Annotated in this window: 23 protein-coding genes; 6 read left to right on the plus strand and 17 right to left on the minus strand. The window is 67.5% G+C overall.

What is annotated here, in order from left to right; translation table 11 throughout:
• Positions 1 to 46: 46 nt before the first annotated feature.
• From OSH07_RS16990 to OSH07_RS17000, 3 genes are all read right to left on the minus strand, one after another.
• Complete coding sequence (locus OSH07_RS16990) at positions 47 to 514, minus strand: hypothetical protein (RefSeq protein WP_266339867.1); 468 nt, start codon at positions 512 to 514, stop codon at positions 47 to 49.
• 341 nt (positions 515 to 855) lie between these two features.
• Positions 856 to 3,066 carry a glycine--tRNA ligase subunit beta gene (gene glyS / locus OSH07_RS16995; protein ID WP_266339868.1) on the minus strand — a complete coding sequence of 737 codons (2,211 nt, stop codon included), beginning with the start codon at positions 3,064 to 3,066 and terminating at the stop codon, positions 856 to 858.
• The gene (locus OSH07_RS17000; protein WP_266339957.1) at positions 3,067 to 3,951 is read right to left on the minus strand and encodes a glycine--tRNA ligase subunit alpha; all 885 of its coding nucleotides are present in this window, start codon (positions 3,949 to 3,951) and stop codon (positions 3,067 to 3,069) included.
• A gap of 263 nt (positions 3,952 to 4,214) precedes the next feature.
• Between OSH07_RS17000 and acuI the strand changes: the two genes are divergently transcribed.
• Positions 4,215 to 5,204 (plus strand): acrylyl-CoA reductase (NADPH), encoded by a 990-nt coding sequence (gene acuI / locus OSH07_RS17005; protein WP_266339869.1) that lies wholly within the window; start codon positions 4,215 to 4,217, stop codon positions 5,202 to 5,204.
• Between the two features lie 267 nt (positions 5,205 to 5,471).
• Here the strand turns inward: acuI and OSH07_RS24465 are convergent, their stop codons facing one another.
• The 5 genes from OSH07_RS24465 to ygfZ form a co-directional block, all read right to left on the minus strand.
• A complete protein-coding gene (locus tag OSH07_RS24465; RefSeq protein WP_338149890.1) occupies positions 5,472 to 6,779 on the minus strand; it encodes a cell wall hydrolase in 1,308 nt (435 codons plus the stop codon).
• A gap of 126 nt (positions 6,780 to 6,905) precedes the next feature.
• Positions 6,906 to 9,626 (minus strand): pyruvate, phosphate dikinase, encoded by a 2,721-nt coding sequence (ppdK, locus tag OSH07_RS17015; RefSeq protein ID WP_266339870.1) that lies wholly within the window; start codon positions 9,624 to 9,626, stop codon positions 6,906 to 6,908.
• A gap of 198 nt (positions 9,627 to 9,824) precedes the next feature.
• Positions 9,825 to 10,346, minus strand: a complete 522-nt coding sequence (locus tag OSH07_RS17020; RefSeq protein ID WP_266339871.1) for a tyrosine phosphatase family protein — start codon at positions 10,344 to 10,346, stop codon at positions 9,825 to 9,827.
• 141 nt (positions 10,347 to 10,487) lie between these two features.
• Positions 10,488 to 11,111: an HD family hydrolase gene (locus OSH07_RS17025; protein ID WP_266339872.1), complete on the minus strand. Its 624-nt coding sequence runs from the start codon at positions 11,109 to 11,111 to the stop codon at positions 10,488 to 10,490.
• Positions 11,108 to 12,001, minus strand: coding sequence for a CAF17-like 4Fe-4S cluster assembly/insertion protein YgfZ (ygfZ, locus tag OSH07_RS17030; protein WP_266339873.1), 894 nt, complete (start codon positions 11,999 to 12,001; stop codon positions 11,108 to 11,110). The genes OSH07_RS17025 and ygfZ overlap by 4 nt, the downstream gene beginning before the upstream one ends.
• Before the next feature lie 116 nt (positions 12,002 to 12,117).
• Between ygfZ and OSH07_RS17035 the strand changes: the two genes are divergently transcribed.
• Positions 12,118 to 13,452, plus strand: coding sequence for a dihydroorotase (locus tag OSH07_RS17035; protein WP_266339874.1), 1,335 nt, complete (start codon positions 12,118 to 12,120; stop codon positions 13,450 to 13,452).
• A gap of 29 nt (positions 13,453 to 13,481) precedes the next feature.
• On the opposite strand, the gene OSH07_RS17040 is transcribed toward OSH07_RS17035, so the two are convergent.
• From OSH07_RS17040 to OSH07_RS17065, 6 genes are all read right to left on the minus strand, one after another.
• Positions 13,482 to 13,892 carry a VOC family protein gene (locus OSH07_RS17040; protein ID WP_266339875.1) on the minus strand — a complete coding sequence of 137 codons (411 nt, stop codon included), beginning with the start codon at positions 13,890 to 13,892 and terminating at the stop codon, positions 13,482 to 13,484.
• Between the two features lie 71 nt (positions 13,893 to 13,963).
• A complete protein-coding gene (locus OSH07_RS17045) occupies positions 13,964 to 14,641 on the minus strand; it encodes a hypothetical protein (RefSeq protein WP_266339876.1) in 678 nt (225 codons plus the stop codon).
• 153 nt (positions 14,642 to 14,794) lie between these two features.
• Entirely contained in the window at positions 14,795 to 15,043 is a 249-nt protein-coding gene (locus OSH07_RS17050; RefSeq protein ID WP_266339877.1) for a hypothetical protein, read from the minus strand.
• 148 nt (positions 15,044 to 15,191) lie between these two features.
• A complete protein-coding gene (locus OSH07_RS17055) occupies positions 15,192 to 15,653 on the minus strand; it encodes a TIGR02301 family protein (RefSeq protein WP_266339878.1) in 462 nt (153 codons plus the stop codon).
• Positions 15,654 to 15,742: 89 nt separating this feature from the next.
• Positions 15,743 to 16,189 carry an NUDIX hydrolase gene (locus OSH07_RS17060; RefSeq protein WP_266339879.1) on the minus strand — a complete coding sequence of 149 codons (447 nt, stop codon included), beginning with the start codon at positions 16,187 to 16,189 and terminating at the stop codon, positions 15,743 to 15,745.
• Entirely contained in the window at positions 16,164 to 16,583 is a 420-nt protein-coding gene (locus OSH07_RS17065; RefSeq protein WP_266339880.1) for a hypothetical protein, read from the minus strand. The genes OSH07_RS17060 and OSH07_RS17065 overlap by 26 nt, the downstream gene beginning before the upstream one ends.
• A gap of 140 nt (positions 16,584 to 16,723) precedes the next feature.
• Here OSH07_RS17065 and OSH07_RS17070 point away from each other — a divergent pair, with 140 nt between their 5' ends.
• Together OSH07_RS17070 and OSH07_RS17075 are read left to right on the plus strand one after the other, a co-directional pair.
• A complete protein-coding gene (locus tag OSH07_RS17070; RefSeq protein WP_266339881.1) occupies positions 16,724 to 17,473 on the plus strand; it encodes an SOS response-associated peptidase in 750 nt (249 codons plus the stop codon).
• 117 nt (positions 17,474 to 17,590) lie between these two features.
• Positions 17,591 to 18,202: a LysE/ArgO family amino acid transporter gene (locus OSH07_RS17075; protein WP_266339958.1), complete on the plus strand. Its 612-nt coding sequence runs from the start codon at positions 17,591 to 17,593 to the stop codon at positions 18,200 to 18,202.
• A 178-nt stretch (positions 18,203 to 18,380) separates the two neighbouring features.
• Here OSH07_RS17075 and OSH07_RS17080 read toward each other — a convergent pair whose 3' ends face one another.
• Positions 18,381 to 18,566 carry a hypothetical protein gene (locus OSH07_RS17080; protein WP_266339882.1) on the minus strand — a complete coding sequence of 62 codons (186 nt, stop codon included), beginning with the start codon at positions 18,564 to 18,566 and terminating at the stop codon, positions 18,381 to 18,383.
• 236 nt (positions 18,567 to 18,802) lie between these two features.
• On the opposite strand from OSH07_RS17080, the gene OSH07_RS17085 reads away from it, so the two are divergent.
• The gene (locus OSH07_RS17085; RefSeq protein ID WP_266339883.1) at positions 18,803 to 19,621 is read left to right on the plus strand and encodes a DUF1499 domain-containing protein; all 819 of its coding nucleotides are present in this window, start codon (positions 18,803 to 18,805) and stop codon (positions 19,619 to 19,621) included.
• Positions 19,622 to 19,630: 9 nt separating this feature from the next.
• On the opposite strand, the gene OSH07_RS17090 is transcribed toward OSH07_RS17085, so the two are convergent.
• Together OSH07_RS17090 and wrbA are read right to left on the minus strand one after the other, a co-directional pair.
• Entirely contained in the window at positions 19,631 to 20,539 is a 909-nt protein-coding gene (locus tag OSH07_RS17090) for an MBL fold metallo-hydrolase (protein WP_266339884.1), read from the minus strand.
• 142 nt (positions 20,540 to 20,681) lie between these two features.
• Positions 20,682 to 21,299 carry an NAD(P)H:quinone oxidoreductase type IV gene (wrbA, locus tag OSH07_RS17095; RefSeq protein WP_266339885.1) on the minus strand — a complete coding sequence of 206 codons (618 nt, stop codon included), beginning with the start codon at positions 21,297 to 21,299 and terminating at the stop codon, positions 20,682 to 20,684.
• 194 nt (positions 21,300 to 21,493) lie between these two features.
• Between wrbA and OSH07_RS17100 the strand changes: the two genes are divergently transcribed.
• Positions 21,494 to 22,420, plus strand: a complete 927-nt coding sequence (locus tag OSH07_RS17100; RefSeq protein ID WP_266339886.1) for an SMP-30/gluconolactonase/LRE family protein — start codon at positions 21,494 to 21,496, stop codon at positions 22,418 to 22,420.
• Positions 22,421 to 22,542: the final 122 nt, after the last annotated feature.

Below are 22,542 nucleotides of genomic sequence, written 5' to 3' on the forward strand. Positions count from 1 at the left end.
GTGACCCCGGTCGCGAACACGGAGCGTCTAGCCCGCTCGCAGCCTGTCACTCCAGCCCGTAGGTCGGCGGCAGCGCGCAGTATTGCGGGGCGTTGGAGTAGCCATAGGTGGTGCAATCATAGTCCGGCATGCTGCTGCTGCTGCTGCCGCCGCCCGCGCCGCTCCCCAGGCCGAGCAGTACCCGCTCCAACTGCGTTGGCGTTGGCGTGGGGGTGGGCGTCGGCGTCGGTGAGCCGCTGGCGCCTTTTCCCGGCCAGTTCCAGCCGCCGGGCCAACTGCCCAGTGTGGCTGGATTCGTCCATCCGGAGGATGTGGTTCCCGACTGGATGATGGACAGGGTGCGGGTGACCGGGTTGCTCCCGGAGGTCGAGCCCCTACTCATCGACGGTCCGCCTGCGGTCCCCATGCCGCCGAACGACGTACTGCCCGTGTGATGCTGACCGGCGAATGCTGGCGCCGCCGCGAGCAGAAGCGACGCGGCGAGAGCAAGCGAAATCGATCTTTGATGGTCCATGATATGTGCTCCTTGAGCCCATGCCATCGGCAACGACGTGCAACTCGGGAGACGGCATGGCCGCCCGCGCGTCGATTTTCTGATCGGATGGTTTTTTCGGGGATGTCACCCCGGCCGAAGGCAAGAGGGGACATCTGCCCTTTTGCGCCCCAGATCAATGCTTCCGGGCGTCACAACGCCGTTACGCTGCGTGAGAACAGGCGAACGGGCCCGGCCGACGGATGCGGCAGCGGGAAAAGCTCTGTCAGTGGAAGCCCTTGCACGGGTTTGTGCGGATGCGCCCGGAGCGGGAAAAAGGCGGGGAAGCGGCCGGGACAGAATGCCCCGGCCGTCCGGTTGTCCTAGCCGCTGACCTTGGCGAAGTCCGCCACGGCGAGCGTGGCGCTGCGGAGCGCGTTGAGCAGGCGGAGGCGGTTGGCGCGGACCTCGGCCTCCTCGGCATTGACCAGCACCTTGTCGAAGAACGCATCGACCGGCGCGCGCAGGCGTCCGAGCGCGGCGATCGCGCCCTCGTAGTCCTCGCGCGCCACGGCCGCTTCTGCCTCGGCGCGGGCCGTCGCGATCGCGACGTGCAGAGCGCGCTCTTCCGAGAGCTTCAGGTGCGCGGCATCGACGGCGCCGTCGAAGCTGTCGCCCTTCTTCTCCTCGGCCTTCAGGATGTTGGCGGCGCGGCGGTAGCCGGCGAGCAGGTTCTTGCCGTCCTCGGTGTCGAGGAACTGGCCGAGCGCCTCGACGCGGCGGGCGATCAGCAGCAGGTCGTCCTGGCCGCCGAGCGCGAACACGGCGTCGACGAGGTCGTGCCGGGCGCCCTGGTCGCGTAACTGAACCTTCAGGCGATCGGCGAAGAAGGCGATCAGGTCCGCGACAATCTCCGGCGTCTTGGCGTCGAGATCGCGGCGCAGCCGGCGGCCATAGCTCTCGAGCGCATTGTCGAGATCCTGCTCGCCATCGACGTCCTGGGTCGTGACGCGGTCCTGCGCCGTCTCATAGGCAGTGAGCGCGTCGGCTTCGGTCTGGTCGTTGTAGCCGTCGATCGCCTTTGCAATCGCCCCGTTGAGCGACAGCCTGGCGTCGATCGAGAGCGCGATGCGGATGACACCGAGCGCGGCGCGGCGCAGCGCATAGGGGTCCTTGCTGCCGGTCGGCTTCTCGTCGATCGCCCAGAAGCCGGTCAGCGTGTCGAGCTTGTCGGCGAGCGCCACCGCGATCGCGACCGGATCCGTCGGCACGCGGTCGCCCGGGCCCTGCGGCTTGTAGTGGTCCTCGATCGCGATCGCGACCGAGGCATCCTCGCCCTGCGCGGCGGCGTAATAGCGCCCCATCAGGCCCTGGACCTCGGGGAACTCGCCGACGACTTCGGTGACCAGGTCGGTCTTGGCGAGCAGCGCGGCGCGGCGGGCCTTCTCGACATCGGCGCCGACCAGCGGCGCGATCGCGGCTGCGAGCTTCTGCAGGCGCAGGATGCGCTCCGCCTGGGTGCCGAGCTTTTCGTGGAAGACGATCTGCTCGAACTTCGGCAGCCGGTCCTCGAGCCGGGTCTTCAGGTCGGTGTCGTAGAAGAACTTGGCGTCCGACAGACGGGCGCGGATGACGCGGCCATTGCCGGCCGTGATCGCCGCGCCGCCGTCCTTCGCCTCGATGTTCGAGACCAGTACGAAGCGGTTGGCGAGCTCGGAGGTGCCGGGCTTGCGGACGACGAAGCACTTCTGGTTGGCGCGGATGGTGGCGCGGATCACCTCCGGCGGAATGCCGAGGAACTCTTCCTCGAAGGTTCCGACGAGCACGACCGGCCATTCGACCAGACCGGCGACTTCCTCGAGCAGGCCCTCGTCCTCGACCAGCTCCAGCCCGAGCGCGAAGACGCGATCGCGTGCATCGTGCAGGATGATGTCCTTGCGGCGATCGGCGTCGAGCACGACCGATGCATGCTCGAGCTTCTCGATGTAGTCGTCGAAGCGCTTCACGGGGATCGCACTCGGCGCGATGAAGCGGTGGCCATGCGTGATCTTGCCCGAGCGGAGGCCGTCGACGTCGAAGTCGATCACTTCCGGCTCTTCGGTTTCCGGGCCGAAAGTGCAGACGATCGACTGCAGCGGGCGCACCCACTGCAGCTTGCCGCTGCCCCAATGCATGGACTTCGGCCAGGGGAACGACCGGATGATGGCGGGGATCGCCGCGGCGATCACGTCCTTGGTGTCCTGGCCAGGCTTATGGATGTGGGCGACGTAGAAATCGCCCTTCTTCGGATCCGAATGGATATGCGCCTGATCGAGCGAGGTTAGTCCCGCACCGCGCAAAAAGCCCTGGATCGCGGCGTCGGGGGCGCCGACCTTCGGCCCCTTGCGATCCTCGTGCGTCGCGGCCGACTGGGCCGGAATGCCGTTGACGGTCAGCGCGAGGCGGCGCGGCGTCGAGAACGCCTTGGCGCCCTCATAATGCAGGCCGGCCTCTACGAGGGCGTCGGTGACGAGCTTCTTCAGGTCTTCCGCCGCCTTGCGCTGCATGCGCGCGGGGATTTCCTCGGAGAAAAGTTCAAGCAGGAGATCGGGCATTTATTCTTTCCCCCCGGCCGGGGTTTCCAGCCAGGCGGCGCCGCAGGCCTTGGCCAGTTCGCGCACGCGCAGGATGTAGCTCTGGCGTTCGGTGACCGAGATCACGCCGCGCGCGTCGAGCAGGTTGAAGGCGTGGCCAGCCTTGAGGCACTGGTCATAGGCGGGAAGCACCATGCCGCCGGCGGCGAGCAGCGCCTGGCATTCCTTCTCGCAGTCCTGGAAGCGGCGGAACAGGATCTCGGTGTCGGCATGCTCGAAATTGTGCCGCGAATATTCCTGCTCGGCCTGCTTGAAGACGTCGCCATAGGTGACCTTCTCGTCGCCCTCGCGGCCGTTGAAGTTCAGGTCGTAGACGTTGTCGACGCCCTGCACATACATGGCGAGGCGCTCGAGGCCGTAGGTGAGCTCGCCCGAGACCGGATTGCACTCGATGCCGGCGACCTGCTGGAAATAGGTGAACTGCGACACTTCCATGCCGTCGCACCAGCACTCCCAGCCGAGGCCCCAGGCGCCGAGCGTCGGGTTCTCCCAGTCGTCCTCGACGAAGCGCACGTCATGCAGCGCCATGTCGATGCCGATGGCGCGCAGCGAGTCGAGATAGAGCTCCTGCAGGTTCGGCGGGTTCGGCTTCAGGATGACCTGGAACTGGTAGTAGTGCTGCAGGCGGTTCGGGTTCTCGCCATAGCGGCCGTCCTTCGGCCGGCGCGAGGGCTGCACATAGGCGGCCTTCCACGGCTTCGGACCGAGCGAGCGCAGCATGGTCGAGGGATGCGAGGTACCGGCGCCCACTTCCATGTCGTAGGGCTGCAGGATCGCGCAGCCATAGTCGGCCCAGAAGCGCTGCAGCGTCAGGATCAGGCCCTGGAAGGACCGGTCGGGGCGCATGTGGGGAGGAAGTGTTTCGAACACCGGCAAACCTTGAGAAATTCGGACGCGTGGCGTGATGCGACGCGAAGGCGGCGCACCCTAATCGGGCGGCGCCCGCCCGGTCAAGGAAGCGCGGCGCGGTAGCGCCCGGAACGCGCGTCGAAAGGGGCGCCAATCGCGCCTTTCTGAACCATGGCCGGGGCTGCGGACTTATCGAAGAGGTTCCAGCTTCCTATGATCGGATGCATCCCGCCGATCGTCAAACCAGGAGGAGATCTCCGATGCCCGGCTTCAAGGCCGTCCTGATCCAGAAGGACGCGAGCGGCGAGCAGTCATGCGGCTTCGTCAGCCTGACCGACGCGGACCTGATGGAGGGCGATGTCACCATCCGGATCGAGCGCTCGACCGTCAACTACAAGGACGGCCTCGCCGTCACCGGACGGGCGCCGGTCGTGCGCCGCTTTCCGATGGTGCCGGGCGTCGATGGCGTCGGCATCGTCGAGCAGTCGGCCTCGCTGTCCTTCAAGCCAGGCGATCGGGTGCTCCTGAACGGCTGGGGCGTCGGCGAACTGCATCTCGGCGCCTGGGCCGAGCGGGCGCGCTGGAAAAGCGACTGGCTGATCGCGCTGCCCTCCGGATTCTCGCCGGACGAGGCGATGGCGATCGGCACGGCCGGCTACACGGCGATGCGGGCGGTGATGGCGCTGGAGCGTCACGGCATTCATCCGCCGGCGGGACCAGTGCTGGTGACCGGAGCGGCCGGCGGCGTCGGCTCGGTCGCTGTCGCCCTGCTGGCCGGGCTCGGCTATCACGTCGTCGCCTCGACGGGGCGCCCGGAAGAGGCGGACTATCTGAAGGGGCTCGGCGCCAGCGAGATCATCCCGCGCTCCGATCTCAACGGCGCCGGCAAGCCGCTGGCGCGCGAGCGCTGGATCGGCGCCATCGATGTCGTCGGCGGCCAGACGCTCGCCAATATCTTGTCGATGATCCGCTATGATGGCGCCGTCGCCGCCTGCGGGCTCGCGGGTGGTCTGGAGCTTCCCACCACCGTGGCGCCGTTCATCCTGCGCGGCGTCACGCTCTACGGCATCGATTCTGTCTATGTGCCGAAACCCGTCCGCATCGCGGCCTGGGACCGCCTCGACCGCGATCTCGACCGCAGGAAGCTGGCGGCGATGACGAAGCGGATTGCGTTCGAAGACGTGATCGACGCCGCACGCCAGATCGTCGATGGCAAGGTCCGCGGCCGGCTGGTGGTCGAGGTCGGGTAGGGAAGGCTTCGGTTCGGCGTTTCAGGAATGCGGCTCGCCGCCTGGCCACACTCCCCGTCATCCCGGCGAAAGCCGGGATCCATCCTTTTCGGTTTCCGCGGTGTTACGGCCCGTCGCCTTGCGATGCACGCCATCGCGCCTGGTCGGCGTCCCGAGTGGAAGGGCTGAGCCCGTCAGATCGGTGGATCCCGGCTTTCGCCGGGATGACGGCGAGGGGATGGAAGCGCCGACGCCGTCAAGCCGATCCGAGTTTCAAACGATGCCGCCTCAGATCCAGCCGCCGCCATAGGTCTTGTAGAAGATGTGGTGGCCGACCTTCTGCATCTTCTTCATCGTCCGCGCCCAGCGCGGCTTCACGTAGTTGGCGTGGTAGTGCGTCGACGAGCCGACGTCGGCGTTCCACCAGTTCTCCTCGAACAGCACGCGCTTGGCGAGCGTCTGCGCCCGCGCCCAGGATGTGGCGTCGGTGATGCGGTCGGGGATGCCGTCGCAGGCGAACGAGAACTGGCAGGCGTTGCGCATGTCCTTGTTCTGGTAGACGACGCCGCAGATCGTCTTCGGATAGGCGGGGTTCTTCAGACGGTTGATGACGACCTGCGCGACCGCCAGTTCGCCCTTCACCGATTCGCCGCGCGCCTCGAAATAGATCGCGGTCGCCAGGCACTTCTGCTCCGAGGCGGAGCGGGCGCTGGCGGGGATCTTGTTCGTCACCCACCAATGGTCGGGCTTGCCGTCCTTGCCGATCGCCATCGGCCGGTTCAGGAGCGCCGTGAACGGCGCGTTGAGCGCCTTGTCCTGGTCGGGATTGGCATAGGCCGAAACGACGAGATCGCTCGGCGACTTGGCGGCGCCGGCGTTCGAGGCGTCCTTGCTGCGCGCCAAAAGCTCGTTGCGGCGCGGCAGCGGCGCGATGGAGGCGAGAGCCACCACCGGCTTCGCGACCTCTTCGCCCTTCTTGCCGTCGATGCCGGCCTTGGACGTGTCTGCCTTGGCGGTGTCGCTGGAAGCGTATCGCAGCGGCTGGTCGGCCGCGGCGATGTCCTGCGCGGTCAGGAACGCCATTTTCGGTACGGCGTTGGCGGAGCTGAACAGGCTGCCGAGATTGGCCGTCTGCAGTACGCCGGCCTTGAAGCGCGCGGCCGCCGTCTTGATCGGCTCGGGCTTGCGCTGGGCGACGGTGATGTCGTGCTTGCCCTGGCGGTTGACCGAGGGCGGCGTGAATTCCGGCGCCGAGACGACGCCCTTTTTGACGACGTCGAGCACGGGTTCGATCAGGACGCCGTCGCTGATCGCGTCGCCGGCGACGAGGCGGGCGTTCGGCATCGAGGAGCCGCCCGGCTGATACGCCTCACCCGAAGGCCGCGGCATCAGCCGAGCCAGCCAGCGCTGCGAGACGGAAAGGTCCTTGCCGTATTGGCTGGCGACGTCCTGCAGCGCGACGGTGGTCGACGACAGCGCGACGATGCCGCTGGCGAGAATACCCGAAAGCAGCGCGATCCGGCCGAGCGATGGCCGCGCGCGGCGACGCCGAAGGACGAATTGCGGAAGATTGCCCGACTGGGCGCGGGGGGACATTCCTGACGTCGGACGCCGCTTGGATCCAGCCATGAGGTACGCAACTCCACGCGCACGGAACGAAACCGACCAGTGTTGTTTGCTGGTCACGTGGCTGGAATCTGCGGCATTAACCTAAAAGCGAGGTTAACGGTCTGGAAGCTCGGCGGGCGACGGCAGGGGAGGGAAGTCGAAATTGGCGGTATCTCTGTTTCGTAAGGCGGCCTGAGCGGCTGCCAGGCGGGCGACGGGCACCCGGAACGGCGAACAGGAGACGTAGTCAAGGTTAATTTCGGCGAAAAAATGGATCGAGGCGGGGTCGCCGCCATGCTCGCCGCAGACGCCGAGCTTCAGTTCGGGCCGGGTCGCGCGGCCGCGATCGCAGGCGATCCGGATCAGTTCGCCGACGCCGTCGCGGTCGATCGAGGCGAAGGGATCGTGCGGCAGGATGCCCTTGGCGAGGTAGGTGTTCAGGTAAGTCGCGGCGTCGTCACGCGAAATTCCGAACGTCGTCTGGGTCAGGTCGTTGGTGCCGAACGAGAAGAAGGTCGCGCTGCGGGCCAACTCGCCGGCGGCGAGCGCCGCGCGCGGCAGCTCGATCATCGTGCCGAGCTGGTATCTCGGCGCACGGCCGTGGATCTGGCGGACGAGCGCTTCCGCCGCACGGATGTGGCTGTTGACGAGGTCCAGCTCCGCCTTGCTGGCGATCAGCGGCACCATGATCTCGAGGTCGACCGGGATTCCGGTCTCGTCGGCGACGTCGAGCGCCGCCTCCAGGATGGCGCGCGCCTGCATCTCGACGATCTCCGGGAAGGAGATGGCGAGCCGCACGCCGCGATGGCCAAGCATCGGGTTGGCTTCGGAAAGCGCTTGCGTGCCGGCGCGGATCTTGGCCGGCGAAATCCCCATGATCGCCGCCAGCTCGGCGATTTCGGCCTCGCCCTTGGGCAGGAACTCGTGCAGGGGCGGATCGAGCAGGCGGATCGTCACGGGCAGGCCGGACATGATCTCGAACAGCGAGGCGAAATCGCTGCGCTGCATCGGCAGCAGCTTGGCCAACGCCTCGGCGCGGGCGGCCGGGGTCTCGGCCAGGATCATCTCGCGCACGGCGACGATGCGGCGCGCGTCGAAGAACATGTGTTCGGTGCGGCAGAGGCCGATGCCCTCGGCGCCGAAGCCGCGCGCGGCGCGTGCATCGGCCGGCGTGTCGACATTGGTGCGGATCTTCAGCCGGCGGAAGCTGTCGGCCCATTCCATCAGTTCGGCGAAGGCGCCCGAAAGCTCCGGCTCGCGCAGCGGCACGGCGCCGAGCAGGACCTGGCCGGTGCCGCCGTCGATGGTGATCGTGTCGCCACGATGGATGGTGCGGCCGCCGGCCGACATCGTGCCGGCGTGGAAATCGACGCGGATGGTACCGGCGCCGGAGACGCAGGGCTTGCCCATGCCGCGCGCCACCACCGCCGCATGGCTGGTCATGCCGCCGCGGGTCGTCAGGATGCCGCGCGCGGCGTGCATGCCGTGCACGTCCTCGGGGCTGGTCTCGACCCGCACCAGGATAACCTTGCGGCCTTGCGTGCGGGCGATCTCGGCTTCCTCGGAGGTGAAGACGACCGTGCCGCTCGCCGCCCCCGGCGAGGCGGGCAAACCGCGTGCAAAAATGTCGCCGCTCGATTCCGGGTCGATGGTCGGATGCAGCAATTGTTCGAGCGCGCGCGGCTCGATGCGGGCGACCGCCTCGGCGCGGGTGATCAGCCCCTCATGCGCCATGTCGACGGCGGTCTTCAGCGCGGCGTGGATCGTCCGCTTGGCGGGCCGCGCCTGCAGCATCCAGAGCCGGCCGCGCTCGATGGTGAATTCGAGATCGAGCACGTCGCGATGATGCTGTTCGAGCGCGGCGCAGACGGCGCGGAACTCGGCGAACACCTCCGGCATCGCCGTTTCCATCGACGGCAACTCGGAGCCGGTCTCGCGGCGCGCGATTTCGGTCAGGTCCTGCGGCGTGCGCATGCCGGAGACGACGTCCTCGCCCTGCGCGTTCGGCAGAAACTCGCCCCAGAGGATCCTGTCGCCGGTCGAGGGATGGCGGGTGAAGGCGACGCCGGTCGCCGATGTCTCGCCGAGATTGCCGAATACCATGGCCTGCACGGTGACGGCGGTGCCGCCGCCCTCCGGCAAATTGTTGATGCGGCGATAGGCCTTGGCGCGCGGGTTGTTCCACGAGCGGATGACGGCCGAGATCGCGCCCCAGAGCTGCTCCTGCGGCGCCTGCGGGAAGGGGACCTCCAGTTCGTCGGCGACGAGCGCCTTGAAGACGTCGCAGACCGCCTGCCAGTCGCCGGCGTCAAGATCGGCGTCGACCGTGTAGCCGCGTTCCAGCTTGTAGTCCTCGAGCTTCTCCTCGAACACGCTGTGATCGAGCCCGAGCACGACGTCGCCATACATCTGGATAAAGCGGCGATAACTGTCGAAGGCGAAGCGGCGGTCGCCGGAGATCTGGGCCAGCCCTTCGACGGTCTCGTCGTTGAGACCCAGGTTGAGGACGGTGTCCATCATGCCGGGCATCGAGATGGCGGCGCCGGAGCGCACGGAAACCAGCAGCGGATGTTCGGTGTCGCCGAAGCGGTGGCCGGCGACCTTGCCGATGCCGTCGAGCGCCTTTGCAACCTGGCGTTCCAGTTCGCGCGGGAAGGCGCCGTCGGTCGCGAGGTAGTGCCGGCAGATTTCGGTCGAAATGGTGAAGCCGGGCGGCACGGGCAGGCCGATCGCGCTCATCTCGGCGAGGCCGGCCCCCTTGGCGCCGAGGATCTCCTTCAGCGTGCCGTCACCTTCGGCGCTTCCGCCTCCAAAGGTGTAGACCCATCTCGTCATCTGCGCACGCTCCCGCGGCAACCACGCCAATCGACGCTAGCTCTAGCTAGATCAAGCTCTTAGTGCGCTGCAACACGAAAATATTGAAATAACCGTGCGGCAGGCGCCATGCGTCGATCGGCGCGTTGGCCGTGGCGGGCGGCCCGGGATCGGGGCTAGTGGACTCGGCGCTGCGCCGTCCCGTCCCGCAGGGTAGGGTCAGCGCGCCAGATCGAGATCGAGCGAGAAGGGATGGCCCTCGAAGGCATCGCGGCCGCGGCCGATCTGCTCGATCGCGCTGACCATGCGGCCGCGGCGGCCGAGAATCTCGTCGGCGAAGCGCACGAGGCGGAGATTCGGCGTGGCGGAGGGCGAGCCGGCGCGGATCAGCGCGGCGATTTCCGCCTCCTCGCGCTCCGGGCGCAGCGCGCAGACGGTGATGAAGGCCGCCGCCGTCGAGCGGCTGATGCCGGCGAAGCAGTGGATGACGATCGGCTTCTCGGGCTTCCAGCCCTCGACGAAATCGAGCAGGGCGGTGACATGTTCCTCGGCCGGCGGCGTCATGCCTTCCATCGGCTCCAGGATGTCGTTGAAGGCGAGGAAGAGGTGGCGGTTCTCGGGAATCGCGGCGGGACGCTCGACCGGCGTGCCGGCATTGATCAGCGTCACGAGATGGCTGGCGCCGGTCTGGGCGACGGTGGCGCCGATCCGGGACAGCGAGCAGACATGAATGCGGGACATCGTTGTTCTCCTTGCACCTTCTCGGTGTGCGCTTCGTCGGCGGAAGGCGGCAGGTGGCCCGATCTGGGCTGAAAATCCGGGTCGGAGCGCCGGTGCCTGCCCGGCCGCATGGACGCTATGTAGTGATTCGGCGCTGCCGGGTCACGCCGAAACGGCTACGCCGGCCGTCATCGCGGCGAGGGCTTCGAAACGATCGAGGAAACGGCGTTCGGCCTCTGCGGTCGGCCAGGGTTCGATCGCGACCTGTTCGCGACGCACGCCGCGCGGCCGGCCGAAGAATTTCGCCGCCTCGGTAGCGGTAAACCCGGCAAGCTCGGTCGCCTCGAAATAAGCGGCGATCCGGTCTGCAGCCTTGATCGCGTCGGAGAGCGCGGCCGGGCGGTCCGCCGGCAGCCCGAATCGAAGGTGGATAGCCGCCTGCAGTCGCGCCTCCACCACCTTGTATTCACCGCCGACCAGCGCCTTGAACGGCGAGATCATGTCGCCGACGACATATTCCGGCGCGTCGTGCAGCAACGCCGCCATCCGTCCCGATGCAGGGAGCGCCGGATTGGCGATGCCGGCGATCTGCTCGACCAGCACGGAATGCTGGGCGACGGAAAAGGCATGCGCGCCGCTGGTCTGGCCGTTCCAGCGCGCGACACGGGCGAGCCCATGCGCGATGTCGCTGATCTCGATGTCGAAGGGCGAGGGGTCGGCGAGGTCGAGACGCCGGCCGGAAAGCATGCGCTGCCAGACGCGCGGTTGTGCGGCCTTCCCGCTCATGCGTCGTCTCCGCCATCCTGCGGCCAGCCGAAGCGGGCGAAGGAGGGCAGGGCGATCGCGAGCGGTATGCCGTCGGCGGTGATGGGCATCCCCTGGTCGAGCGCGCGCTTGGCGCGATCGAGCCGGATCAGCCCGATCCCGGCCGCGCCGCTCTCGCCATCGAACGAGCCGCCCAGCGCGCCGAGCGGCTTGCCGTCCGCCTCGATCGGCGTTCCGGCCGGGGGCAGGGCGCTGGCGCCGGAGACGGCGACGGCGCGGCGGCGGGCCGTGCCGCGATGTTCCATCCGCGAGACGATCTCCTGGCCGACATAGCAGCCCTTGCGGAAGTCGAGCCCGCCGAGGTCGTCCATGTCGACGTCATGCGGGAAGGCGTCGCCGAACGGGAAGTCGCGGCCGCCTTCGGGTATGGTGAGCCCGGTCCGCCAGGCGTGATAGTCCGCCTCGGTCGCCGCCTCGTAGCCGGCAACGTCGAGCGATGCGTCGGCCGGGACGATGGCGCGGAAGCCGAGGGCGGCGAGGCGCGGATCGGCGGTGACGACGCCGGCGATGGCAGGCGCGGCGTCGCCGTCCCAGAAGGCGATGACGGCATCGGCCTCGCTGCGATTGGCGATCTCGACCTTGGCGCGCAGGCGGTAGAGCGTCATGCGCTTCGTGAAGTCGGCCGCAAGCGCGCGCGGCAGGTCGAACAGGAAGCCGCCTTCGGTCGCGAGAACGAGGAAATCAAACAGGATCTTGCCCTGCGGCGATAGCAGCGCGCCATATCCGGCGCCGCTCGAAACCACGCGACCCATGTCGGTCGTGATGATATTCTGCAGGAACGTTTCGGCCTCGGCTCCGCCGATGAAGACGGTGCCGCGGTCGGTAAGGCGGGCATATGACCCATTACGCATAGACATGGTTCCCATGCATTGGACGCGCTTGTGAAGTCCGTCCGCCTTCCGTAATCCGATGCCAGCAATCCGTCATCGAGCTTCGGCGGATCAGGTATGCACTGGGGAGGGCGGCCATGTCGGATACCTACGAGTTTCTCTTTCGGAACGGAACGGTCGTCAATCAGGACGGCATCGGCACGCACGACATCGCCGTGCGCGACGGACGAATCGCCGCGATCGGTGATGTCGATCCGCGCCGAGCCGGCAAGGTGATCGACTGCACCGGTCTGCATATATTGCCGGGTGTCGTCGATACCCAGGTGCATTTCCGCGAGCCGGGCGCCGAGCACAAGGAAGATCTCGAAACCGGATCGCGCGGCGCCGTGCTCGGCGGCGTGACCGGTGTCTTCGAGATGCCGAACACCAATCCGACGACGACCACCGCCGAGGCGCTGGCTGACAAGGTGGCGCGGGCGCGTCATCGCATGCATTGTGATTTCGCCTTCTGGGTCGGCGGCACGCGCGAGAATGTCGACGAGATTCCCGAGCTCGAGCGCCTGCCGGGCGCCGCCGGCATCAAGGTGTTCATCGGCTCCTCGACCGGCAATCTTCTCGTGGCCGACGACGAGGGAATCGCCGCGATCCTCTCCAAGACCCGCCGCCGCGCCGCCTTCCATTCCGAGGACGAGATGCGGCTCGAGGCGCGCAAGCCGCTCCGCGTCGAGGGCGACCCTTCTTCGCATCCGGTCTGGCGCGACGAGATCGCCGCCATGCAGGCGACCGAGCGGCTCGTGGCGATCGCCCGCCGCACGGGCGCGCGCATCCATGTGCTGCACATCTCGACGGCAGAAGAAATCGACTACCTGGCGCTGCACAAGGATGTCGCGACCGCCGAGGCGACGCCGCATCACCTGACGCTGTCGTCCGAGGACTACGCGCGGCTCGGCACGCTGGTGCAGATGAACCCACCGGTCCGCGACGCGCGTCACCGCGCCGGCATCTGGAAGGGTATCTCGCAGGGCATCATCGACGTGCTCGGCTCCGATCACGCCCCGCATACGCTCGAAGAAAAGGCCAAGCCCTATCCGGCGTCGCCCTCCGGCATGACCGGCGTGCAGACGCTGGTGCCGATCATGCTGGACCACGTCAATGCCGGCCGGCTGACGCTGGAGCGGCTGGCCGACCTGACCTCGGCCGGTCCGTCGCGGCTGTTCGGCATGGCGCGCAAGGGCCGGATCGCCGTCGGCTACGACGCCGACTTGACCATCGTCGACATGAAGCGGCGCGAGACGATCACCAACAAGTGGATCGCGTCGCGCGCCGCCTGGACGCCCTATGACGGCAAGCGCGTCATCGGCTGGCCGGTCGGCACCGTCGTGCGCGGCCGTCGCGTCATGTGGGAAGGCGAGATCACCGAGCCCTCGATCGGCGAGCCGATCCAGTTCCTCGAAGCGCTGCCGCGCGGCTGAGCTTCGGGAGGCGCTCACGAGGCGGTCGTTCAGGCCGCCTCGATGACGACCGCTTCCGCCGAACGACGGGCCGGGCCGTGATAGACCGCCTCGATATTGTTGCCGGCCGGATCGAGCAGGAACGCCGCGTAGTAGCCCGGATGATAGGTGCGCGGTCCCGGCGCGCCGTTGTCGCGTCCGCCGGCGGCGAGGCCCGCAGCGTGGAAGGCATCGACCGTCGCCCGGTCCGGTGCCTGGAAGGCGATGTGGGCGCGGCCCGTCGGCGGCGTGCCGCTGCTGACGCAGAACTCGTCCGCGAAGAAATAGCCCTCGCCGGCGAGAATCGGAATGTTGAGGACGCCGAGAACCGCCTCGTAAAAGCGGCGGCTCGCCTCGTAATCGGCGACGACCAGCTGAATGTGGTCGATCAGTCGGCCACGATGGAACTGCATATCGGCCATGGGGTTCTCCTTGTCCGTGGAGAACAAACCATGAACTTGATGGCCTCGTCAACCGGCCTTGGGCAGGCGCGTCAGTCGCCGGCTTCGAAATAGGTCCAGGTTCCGTCCGGGGCGATGCCGAGGCGATAGAACATGTAGGCGCCGAAGCTCTTCATCTCCTCATAGTCGGAGGAGGTGAGGATACGGAACAGCTCGACCATCTGCGGCGCCGTCAGCGCATCGATCGGGTAGCGGGCGAAATAGGGCCAGATATAGGCTTCCTGCGGCGTGCCGACATCGACATGCACATAGCCGGCGTCGAGGATTTCGCTCATGATCGCCAGGATCTCGCGCCCCTCCGGATCGCCGGAAAGCGACTTCAGGAAGGCGATCGGATCCTTGTCCTGGTCTTCGTCGGCGCCGAGATTGGGCGGCGACTTGTTGGCGTCGATGATCGGCTTCAGCTGGTTGATGTCGCCGGTCTTGGCGGCTTCGAGCAGCTTTTCGCGCAGCCGCCGGACCGGCTCCGGCAGCTTGGAGGCGTCATATTCGACGACCGGCAGCGGCTCGTCCGGCGCGACCTTGGCGGCAGGCGCGGCCGGTTTGGTGTCGGCTGGCTCCTCGGCGCCGTCATCCTCCGGATCCGGCGGAATCGTGATGGAGAGCGTCGGCACCGATTTGGTCTCGCCGGCGACGACCGCGTGGGACGCAGTCGTCCCGGCCATCAACATCGCGATCGCAATTCCCGTAACCGTCCAGCGCCCAAGCATGCGTCTCTCCTACCTTCGCCCGTCAGTGATATCCGACCGGCTGGAGACGGCCAAGCGCCGACGTCTGAAATTCGGTACGGCCGGATAAGCAAAAGCCTCGCCGGCGCTTCCGCCGCGAGGCTCTGAATGGATCGGCGATGTCGACCGTGCCGGCTACTGGATCGTCCGCTGCAGCGTGAATTCGCCGCGACGGATGCGGTCCGGCAGCGACACGGCGAGATCCGCGACGGCATCCTCGCCATAGGTGTCGATCAGGTCGGAAAGAGCGGCGAACAGCGCCGCGTGGGCGAGGATATCCGGCTCGATTCCCTCGGCAATCGCCTCGTCCCAGGCTTCCGTCAGGTAGGCGAGGGCCGCTCGCTTCTGTTCGGCAATCTGGATCTCGTCGGAATCGTGTTCCATGGGGTCGCCTGCTTTCCGCAACATGAATGGGCAGAAATCGAATCGCCCTCATCCTCAAGGTAGCACGCGCGGCGGCCGGCGGGCCGAGATCCTGAAGGGGAGGTTAAGATCTAGATAACAATTCGATGCAACTGGTTAACACGTGCAATCAGCGGCCATAGCGCGCCGTGATGTCGCGGGTCAGCTTCTTGCCCTCGAGAAGGTATCGTTCGATCGCGGTCAGCGCCGCCGGCGTGCAGGTCCGGTAGACCGTCGCGAAGCTGGAGAAGCCGAGGTTGAACTGCGATACGATGCGGGCCCGCCGCTCCGGCGTCGGGTCCTCGGCGGCCAGGATCTGGTCCATCTGGTCGCGCCAGACGCTCGGTTCCTCGGCGCCGCAGAGCGGCCGCAGGTAGTGTAGGGCGCCGAGGATTTCGGCCAGCCGCTGCAATTGCTGCTCATAGGGTGGGTCCGCTGCCCCGGCGCCGGTGCCTGTCGCGGCCCCCGCGCCCGCGACCGGGCTGGAGCCGGCGTTGCCGTCGGCGGCGAAGGCCGGCGAACCGGCGAGGCCGAGCAGCAGCGCCAGCGCGATCGCGGTCGATCGTCCGAATTGATGCCCTGGCCTGATCACGCCCGTCCTGTCTGCTCGAACCCGAGGTCGGCGGGATCATGATGGGCCGCGCGTCGGCCCGCAAGGTGAAGCGGCGTCGCGGCCGAACTTTACGACCGGGTGACCGGGGCGGAGCGGGAAACGACCGTCTTCAGCCCCGGCGTCGTGACGAGGCCGTCGATCTCGGCGAGGGTGAACCAGGCGCAGGCGGCCGCGTCGGATGCGGCGACCGGGAGGCCCTCGGCCTTGGCAGTGAAGGTGATGATGACGAAATGGCCGCGAACCGTGCCGTCCTCGGCGCGGTCGATCGCGTCGAGCGCGTCGACCAGTCGCGGCGATCCGATGGCGAGGCCGGTTTCCTCCATCAACTCGCGTGCGGCTGCTGCGGCCAGCGTCTCGCCGCGCTCGACCCGGCCACCGGGGAGGGACCAGGCGCCCCGCCACGGATCGTGACCACGCTGGATCAGCAGAACCTTGCCGTCGCGCCAGACGGCGACGCTGACGCCGAGCACGGGGGCCTTCGGCGCCGGTTCAGGCGGAGCGGGCGAGGGGGACATGGGGTTCGTCCGGGGCGACGCGTTCGGTTCGGGTCTCTTCCGGTGGGGCGGAACGGGCGATGGCATCGCGGGCCTTGGCGATCACGGGCCGGATCTCGGACCTGGCCAGTGCGGCGATCGGCCAGAGCAGGTCGAGCTTGCCGGCACGCACGGCTTCGCGCACGGCGTCCTGCGCCGAGGAGGCCTGGCGATCGATCTCGCTGGCCAGCCGGTCGAGCCGGACGCGGTCGCGGTGGCCGGCGGCGCTGGCGAGCGCCTGCCGACGGTGCTCCGGCCGCCAGGCCAGAGCGCTGTCGACGAGGTCGAGCCGGTGCGGCAATGTCTCAAGAAGCAGCGCCAGGTCCTCGGCGTGATTCAGGAAATTGCTTTCCGGCAAGGCCGGCCCGAACTGCATGCGACGTCTCCCAGGATGCGGTGCCGACAGGCGGCATCGCAAATACGCGGCGAGATGGTGATAGGATGGCGATCGTTACCGGCGCTTCCTTACGAAGTCTTTACCAAAATGGCGCGGCGGCCCGAGTTGGAGCAAAATGCATGTGTGGACGCTATGCGCTGGCGGTGCAGCCCGAGGACGTCGAGGCCGAATTCTCGATGATCCGCATCGAGTGGTTTCCGCCGCGCTACAACATAGCGCCGACGCAGCCCATCCTGATCGTGCGGGCCGAGCGCGGCGAGCGGCGGCCGGCGCTGGTGCGCTGGGGGCTGATCCCGTCCTGGACCAAGGACCTCGCGGCCATGCCGCTCCTGTTCAATGCGCGCTCGGAATCGGCCGCCGAAAAGCCGGCCTTCCGCGGGCCCTACCGCCATCGCCGCTGCCTGATCCCGGCGACCGGCTTCTATGAATGGCAGAAGGGCGCGAATGGCAGGAAGCAGCCCTTCTACCTGCAGCCGGCCAGCGGGGGCGTCATCGCCTTCGCCGGGCTTTGGGACGAGTGGGCGGACGACAAGGGCAATGTCATCGACACGGCGACGATCCTGACCACGGCGGCCAATCGCGAACTGGCGCCGATCCACGAACGCATGCCGGTCGTGGTCCCGCACGCGCAATATGATCTCTGGCTGGGCCTCGACGTCGATCGCGGCGCCAAAGCCGGGCAGGTCCTGCTGCCGCCGCCGGACGGAACGTTCGAGGCGATTCCGATCGGCGCGGCGGTCAACAGTTTCCGCAATGACGAGCCGGCCATCCAGGCGCGCGTCGAGCCGGTGGCGGAGGCGCCGCCGAAGCCGCCGCGTTCGCGCAAGCCGGAGCCGCCCGACGACAAGGACCAGCTGAAGCTGCTCTGAGCAGCGTCGCGCGCGACATTCCATCCGGCAAACGAGGGTGACGGCGGCGCGATCGTCGCCTAATGCTCTCGCCGATGTCCATCTCCTGCTGATTTTCCGGATATTTCCATGACTGAATTGCTGCGGCCCGCGATCGAGGGGTTTCTCCTCGGCGCCAGCCTGATCGTCGCCATCGGCGCGCAGAACGCCTTCGTGCTTCGGCAGGGACTGGTACGGCGCCATGTCTTTCCGATCGCCACCTTCTGTTTCCTGGCCGACGCGCTGCTGATCGCCGCCGGCGTCGGCGGCCTCGGTTCGCTGGTGCAGGCGATGCCCCGCGTTCTGTTCGTGGTGACGCTCGCCGGTGCGGCTTTCCTGTTCGCCTATGGCGCGATGGCGATCCGCCGAGCCTTCCATACGGCAGGGCTTTCGGCGACGGGGGCGGCGGAAACGCGGCTCGGTCCGGCGCTCGCGACCGTCGCCGCGCTCACCTTTCTCAACCCGCATGTCTATCTCGATACGGTGGTGCTGCTCGGATCGCTCTCGGCCCGGCATGCGGGCGAGGCGCGGCTTGCCTTCGCGCTCGGCGCGATGACGGCGTCCGGCGCGTGGTTCTATGCGCTCGGTTACGGCGCTCGGTTGCTCGCGCCGCTGTTCGCCCGTCCGGTCGCCTGGCAGGCGCTCGACATCTTGATCGGCGTGGTGATGTTCTCGATCGCGGCGTCGCTGCTCTGGCAGGCCTTCGCCTAAGGCGAGCCTGTCGGCGCGGCGGAGCCGACCGCGTCATCCGGACGCGGCAGCCAATGCCTGCCGACGGCCCACGCCACCGTTCCGCCAGGCCGCGACGCGGGCAAGCTGGCGGCGACAGGGGTTCGCGGACCCGATCATCCGGCCCGGGGGAGCCGGATCGCGGATTGACGCTTCTGCGTCAGTCCCGATCGCTCGGGGGCAGCGCGGCCTGCATCTGCGGCTGCTTCTGCTGCTCGAGCTTCTTCTTCTGCAGGATCGCGGCGACGATCTCGGGGTTGCCGAGCTCGCCATACTTGGCCTGCAGGTCCTGCTCCTGGTCGCGTTGCGCCTTGGATCGGAAGGGGGGGTGCTTCACAATGGTCATGACAGTCTCGAACTCTTGTACGTTTCCATCGGTTGCTCTGCCGATCTTGCGCCGGCTGGCATCCGAGGGCTGCGCGTATGAAATTCCATTATGGCGGATTCGTGGTTTATGAACTGGTTAAAGAATCACGGCTGAGGACAAGGATTGTTACAGGAGATTAAAGGTGGGAATGCCGGTCGGCTGCGCTAGACTGGCCATCCTGGTTCTCCGAAACAGCGTGGCCGTGGAGGGACAACATGACCGCGCGTCCGTTCGAGCGTGAGGCGAGGACGGCGCCGTGGTCGCTCCGTCTCGCGCTCCTGCCGATCCCACTCCTCATCGTCGCCGTGGTGATGCACCGCTACGAGCAGATCGACACGACGCCGTTCTTCGTCGTGGTGGCGATAGCATGGGCGATCGCGCTGATCGCGCTGGTGCTGGGCGCGATCGCCATGCGACAGATCTGGATCGACGGCGTGCTCGGCTTCGGGCGGGCGCTGGCGGGGTCGCTGCTGGCGGCGCTGGTTCTGGTCATGCCAGGCCTGGTGATCGAGGAGATGATCCGCCTGCCGCGGCTTGCCGATATCTCGACCGATACGAGCGATCCGCCCGCCTTCGGTCCGACCGTCGAGATGGCCCATCCCCTGCCGGATGCGGCCGACAACGCCGAGCAGGCGAAGGCCTATCCCGACATCCTGCCGCGCCACTATCCGGTATCGCCGCCGCGCGTCTTCGACGCCGTCATGACGCTGGTCGGCTCGCGCGGCTGGAAGGTCGGCACGGCCAATGCGCCGGACGCGGAAAACGCCGACGCTTCCGTCGATGCCGTCGCCAAGACGCTGGTGCTGGCCCTGCCGGCCGACGTCGCGATCCGCATCCTGGCCGATGACGATGGCTCGCTGGTCGACATGCGCTCCGCGTCGCGGATCGGCTCGCATGACCTCGGCGACAATGCGCGTCGCATCCGTTCCTTTTTCGAGGATCTCGACGCGGCGTTGCAGGGTGTCGCCGAACCGGCGGAAGGCGACGAGACGGAACTGCCGCCGCTGCCGCCGGTATCGCCGCGCGCCCGCTGAGGCGGCGCGTCAGGCCGGCTCGAAGACGCCGTGGAGCGTGATGCCTTCGGGCGCGCGTAGCTTGCCGCGCGCCACCAGGTCTTCCACATGGGCGAAGACGGAAAGCGCGGCCGCGCCATGAAGGGCGAGGGGCGTGTCGCGATAGATGGCGGCGACGACGTCGGAGATGGTCCGGTCGCCGCGCCCGATGCGGTCGACGATCGCCGCCTCGCGCATGCGCCGATGCGCCTTCAGGCCGCGCACGAAGGCGGGGGCGTCCTCGACCGGGCCGCCATGGCCGGGCAGGTAGATCGTCTCGGGGCGCTCGGCCAGGCGGTCGAGTGATGCCATGTAGTCGGCCATCGCGCCGTCGGGCGGGGCGACGATGGTGGTTGCCCATTTCATCACATGGTCGCCGGAAAAGAGCAGCGGCGTGCCCTCGAGCGCGAAGGCGAGGTGGTTGGCGGCATGGCCCGGCGTGGCGATCGCCGTCAGCGACCAGCCGTCACCGTCGATTCGGTCGCCATCGGCGAGCTTCCGGTCGGGCACGAACTCCATGTCGCCGCTCGCATCCAGCATGTGCGTCTCACCGGTGGCGAGCGGCCGCGCCAGCCGGTGCGGTCCCTCGCCGAGCAGCGTCGCGCCGGTGCGCGCCTTGAGGAGGGCGGCGCCCGGCGAATGGTCGCGATGCGTGTGGGTAATGATGATGTGGCGGATCCGCTCGCCCGTCGTGGCGCGCAGGATCGCCTCGATATGCTCGGGATCGTCCGGTCCCGGATCGATCACGGCGACGTCGCCATGGCCGACGATGTAGCTGTTGGTGCCATGGAAGGTGAACGGTCCGCCATTCGGCACGGTCATGCGGCGCACATGGCTGCCGATGGCGATGGCGTGGCCATAGGCGGGTTCGAAGTCACGGTCGAAGTCCATGGAAGTCATGCCCATGAGCTAGCGGGATAGCCCGGGTGGTTCAAGCTGCTTGGCCGAAATCGGACGCCGGATGCGAAAACGCCCCGGCGGATGCCGGGGCGTTTCCAAGCGCGCCACGCAGGAAGGCGGGCGCGGCGGCTTTGGTGCAGGCTTAGGCCGGCTGCAGGACCTTGGCCGCAACCTTGGCGGCGATGGTCGCGACATGCGCGCCCTGGAACTTGGCGGCTTCCAGCTCGACTTCCGAAGGCTGACGGCTGCCGTCGCCATCGGTGATGGTCGAGGCGCCGTAGGGCGAGCCGCCCTTGACCGCTTCGACGCCCATCTGGCCCTGGAAGGCGTAGGGCAGGCCGACATAGGCCAGGCCGTGATGCAGGAAGGTCGGGATGAAGCCGAGGATGGTCGACTCCTGGCCGCCATGCTGGGTCGCCGACGAGGTGAACATCGAGCCGACCTTGCCGACGAGCTTGCCCTGAGCCCACAGGCCGCCGGTCTGGTCCCAGAAATTGCGCATCTGCGAGGCGACGGTGCCGTAGCGGGTGCCGGCGCCGACGATGATGGCGTCGTAGTTCTCGAGATCGGCCGGGGTCGCGATCGGCGCGGCCTGGTCCATCTTGTAGTAGGAGGCCTTGGCGACTTCCTCGGGAACGAGTTCCGGCACGCGCTTGATATCGACCTTGGCGCCGGTCGAGCGAGCGCCTTCCGCGACGGCTTCCGCCATCTTCTCGATATGGCCGTACGCCGAATAATAGAGAACGAGAACCTTGGTCATGATAGCGCCTTCCTTGATTTGCACTGCGGCATATGTCGGCTGCCTGAGCTTTTTTGGAAAGGCGGTGGCTGGTGAACAGTCTGTCTATGCACGGATATGCAACCCGCTCCCGCATGCGGGGCCTTGCGGCAAAGGTTGCTTGGCCTATGCTTCGGCATCTTTCGACGCCAAATATCGAAGAAAGTGGAGGGGACATGCTTACCAAGGATTTCGTGGTCTATGACGACCGCTTCAAGCGACTGGCGATGGGGAACGTCCATGTCGAGAAACTGGCTGAGGGATGCCGCTGGGCGGAGGGCCCGGCCTATTTCGCCGCCGGCAAGTATCTGATCTGGTCGGACATCCCGAACGATCGCCTGATGCGCTATGACGAGACCGACGGCTCCGTCTCGGTTTTCGCCACGCCTTGCAACAACCACAACGGCCACACCGTCGACCTCGAGGGGCGGCTCGTCTGCTGCGAGCATCGCGGCCGCGCCGTCACCCGCATCGAGCATGACGGCTCGCGCAAGATCCTGGCCGACAGCTACCAGGGCAAGAAGCTGAACGCCCCGAACGACGTCGTCGTGAAGTCGGACGGCTCGGTCTGGTTCACCGACCCGACCTACGGCATCGACGGCGAATACGAGGGCGACAAGGCGGAATCCGAGATCGGCGCCTGCAACGTCTACCGGATCGATCCGGCGTCCGGCGACGTCACCGCCGTCGTCACCGACATGGTGCGGCCGAATGGCCTCGCCTTCTCGCCGGACGAATCGATCCTCTACGTCGCCGATACCGGCCTGACCCACAAGGCGGACTGTTCGCCCGACATCCGCGCCTATCCGGTCGCGGCCGACGGCAAGTCGGTCGGCGCCGGCCGTCATTTCGCGACCTCCGATATCGGCCTGTTCGACGGTTTCCGCGTCGACATCAGCGGCAATATCTGGAGTTCGTGCGGCGACGGCGTGAACTGCTACGCGCCGGATGGCACGCTGATCGGCAAGATCAAGATTCCGGAAGTGGTGGCTAACGTCGAATTCGGCGCCCGCAAGCGCAACCGCCTCTACATCTGCGGCACGACGAGCCTCTACGCGGTGTATCTCAACACCCAGGCGGCGAAGCGCCCGGCCGCGAAGTAGGGTTTGAGAATTGCATACGCATTCCGGGCCTTGGCCCGGAATGCGTTGTAGCGTTCGTGCTGTCGGCCAAATGGATCCCTGCTTTCGCAGGGATGACGGCGAGCGTGGGGCTACGTCGGGAT

The sequence above is a fragment of the Kaistia nematophila genome, from assembly GCF_026343855.1.
Taxonomy (GTDB): domain Bacteria; phylum Pseudomonadota; class Alphaproteobacteria; order Rhizobiales; family Kaistiaceae; genus Kaistia; species Kaistia nematophila.

Excerpts from the sequence above, each read along its gene's own strand:
- OSH07_RS17065 (WP_266339880.1), bottom strand. The coding sequence starts at position 16,583 with ATGCAGTTCGGGCCGGCCTTGCCGGAAAGCAATTTCCTGAATCACGCC.
- OSH07_RS17070 (WP_266339881.1), top strand. The coding sequence starts at position 16,724 with ATGTGTGGACGCTATGCGCTGGCGGTGCAGCCCGAGGACGTCGAGGCC.
- OSH07_RS17090 (WP_266339884.1), bottom strand. The coding sequence starts at position 20,539 with ATGACTTCCATGGACTTCGACCGTGACTTCGAACCCGCCTATGGCCAC.
- wrbA (WP_266339885.1), bottom strand. The coding sequence starts at position 21,299 with ATGACCAAGGTTCTCGTTCTCTATTATTCGGCGTACGGCCATATCGAG.
- OSH07_RS16990 (WP_266339867.1), bottom strand. The coding sequence starts at position 514 with ATGGACCATCAAAGATCGATTTCGCTTGCTCTCGCCGCGTCGCTTCTG.
- OSH07_RS17060 (WP_266339879.1), bottom strand. The coding sequence starts at position 16,189 with ATGTCCCCCTCGCCCGCTCCGCCTGAACCGGCGCCGAAGGCCCCCGTG.
- ppdK (WP_266339870.1), bottom strand. The coding sequence starts at position 9,626 with ATGACGAGATGGGTCTACACCTTTGGAGGCGGAAGCGCCGAAGGTGAC.
- OSH07_RS17080 (WP_266339882.1), bottom strand. The coding sequence starts at position 18,566 with ATGACCATTGTGAAGCACCCCCCCTTCCGATCCAAGGCGCAACGCGAC.
- OSH07_RS17045 (WP_266339876.1), bottom strand. The coding sequence starts at position 14,641 with ATGCTTGGGCGCTGGACGGTTACGGGAATTGCGATCGCGATGTTGATG.
- glyS (WP_266339868.1), bottom strand. The coding sequence starts at position 3,066 with ATGCCCGATCTCCTGCTTGAACTTTTCTCCGAGGAAATCCCCGCGCGC.
- OSH07_RS17050 (WP_266339877.1), bottom strand. The coding sequence starts at position 15,043 with ATGGAACACGATTCCGACGAGATCCAGATTGCCGAACAGAAGCGAGCG.
- OSH07_RS17040 (WP_266339875.1), bottom strand. The coding sequence starts at position 13,892 with ATGGCCGATATGCAGTTCCATCGTGGCCGACTGATCGACCACATTCAG.
- OSH07_RS17035 (WP_266339874.1), top strand. The coding sequence starts at position 12,118 with ATGTCGGATACCTACGAGTTTCTCTTTCGGAACGGAACGGTCGTCAAT.
- OSH07_RS17100 (WP_266339886.1), top strand. The coding sequence starts at position 21,494 with ATGCTTACCAAGGATTTCGTGGTCTATGACGACCGCTTCAAGCGACTG.
- acuI (WP_266339869.1), top strand. The coding sequence starts at position 4,215 with ATGCCCGGCTTCAAGGCCGTCCTGATCCAGAAGGACGCGAGCGGCGAG.
- OSH07_RS17025 (WP_266339872.1), bottom strand. The coding sequence starts at position 11,111 with ATGAGCGGGAAGGCCGCACAACCGCGCGTCTGGCAGCGCATGCTTTCC.
- OSH07_RS17020 (WP_266339871.1), bottom strand. The coding sequence starts at position 10,346 with ATGTCCCGCATTCATGTCTGCTCGCTGTCCCGGATCGGCGCCACCGTC.
- OSH07_RS17000 (WP_266339957.1), bottom strand. The coding sequence starts at position 3,951 with ATGCGCCCCGACCGGTCCTTCCAGGGCCTGATCCTGACGCTGCAGCGC.
- OSH07_RS17085 (WP_266339883.1), top strand. The coding sequence starts at position 18,803 with ATGACCGCGCGTCCGTTCGAGCGTGAGGCGAGGACGGCGCCGTGGTCG.
- OSH07_RS24465 (WP_338149890.1), bottom strand. The coding sequence starts at position 6,779 with ATGTCCCCCCGCGCCCAGTCGGGCAATCTTCCGCAATTCGTCCTTCGG.
- ygfZ (WP_266339873.1), bottom strand. The coding sequence starts at position 12,001 with ATGCGTAATGGGTCATATGCCCGCCTTACCGACCGCGGCACCGTCTTC.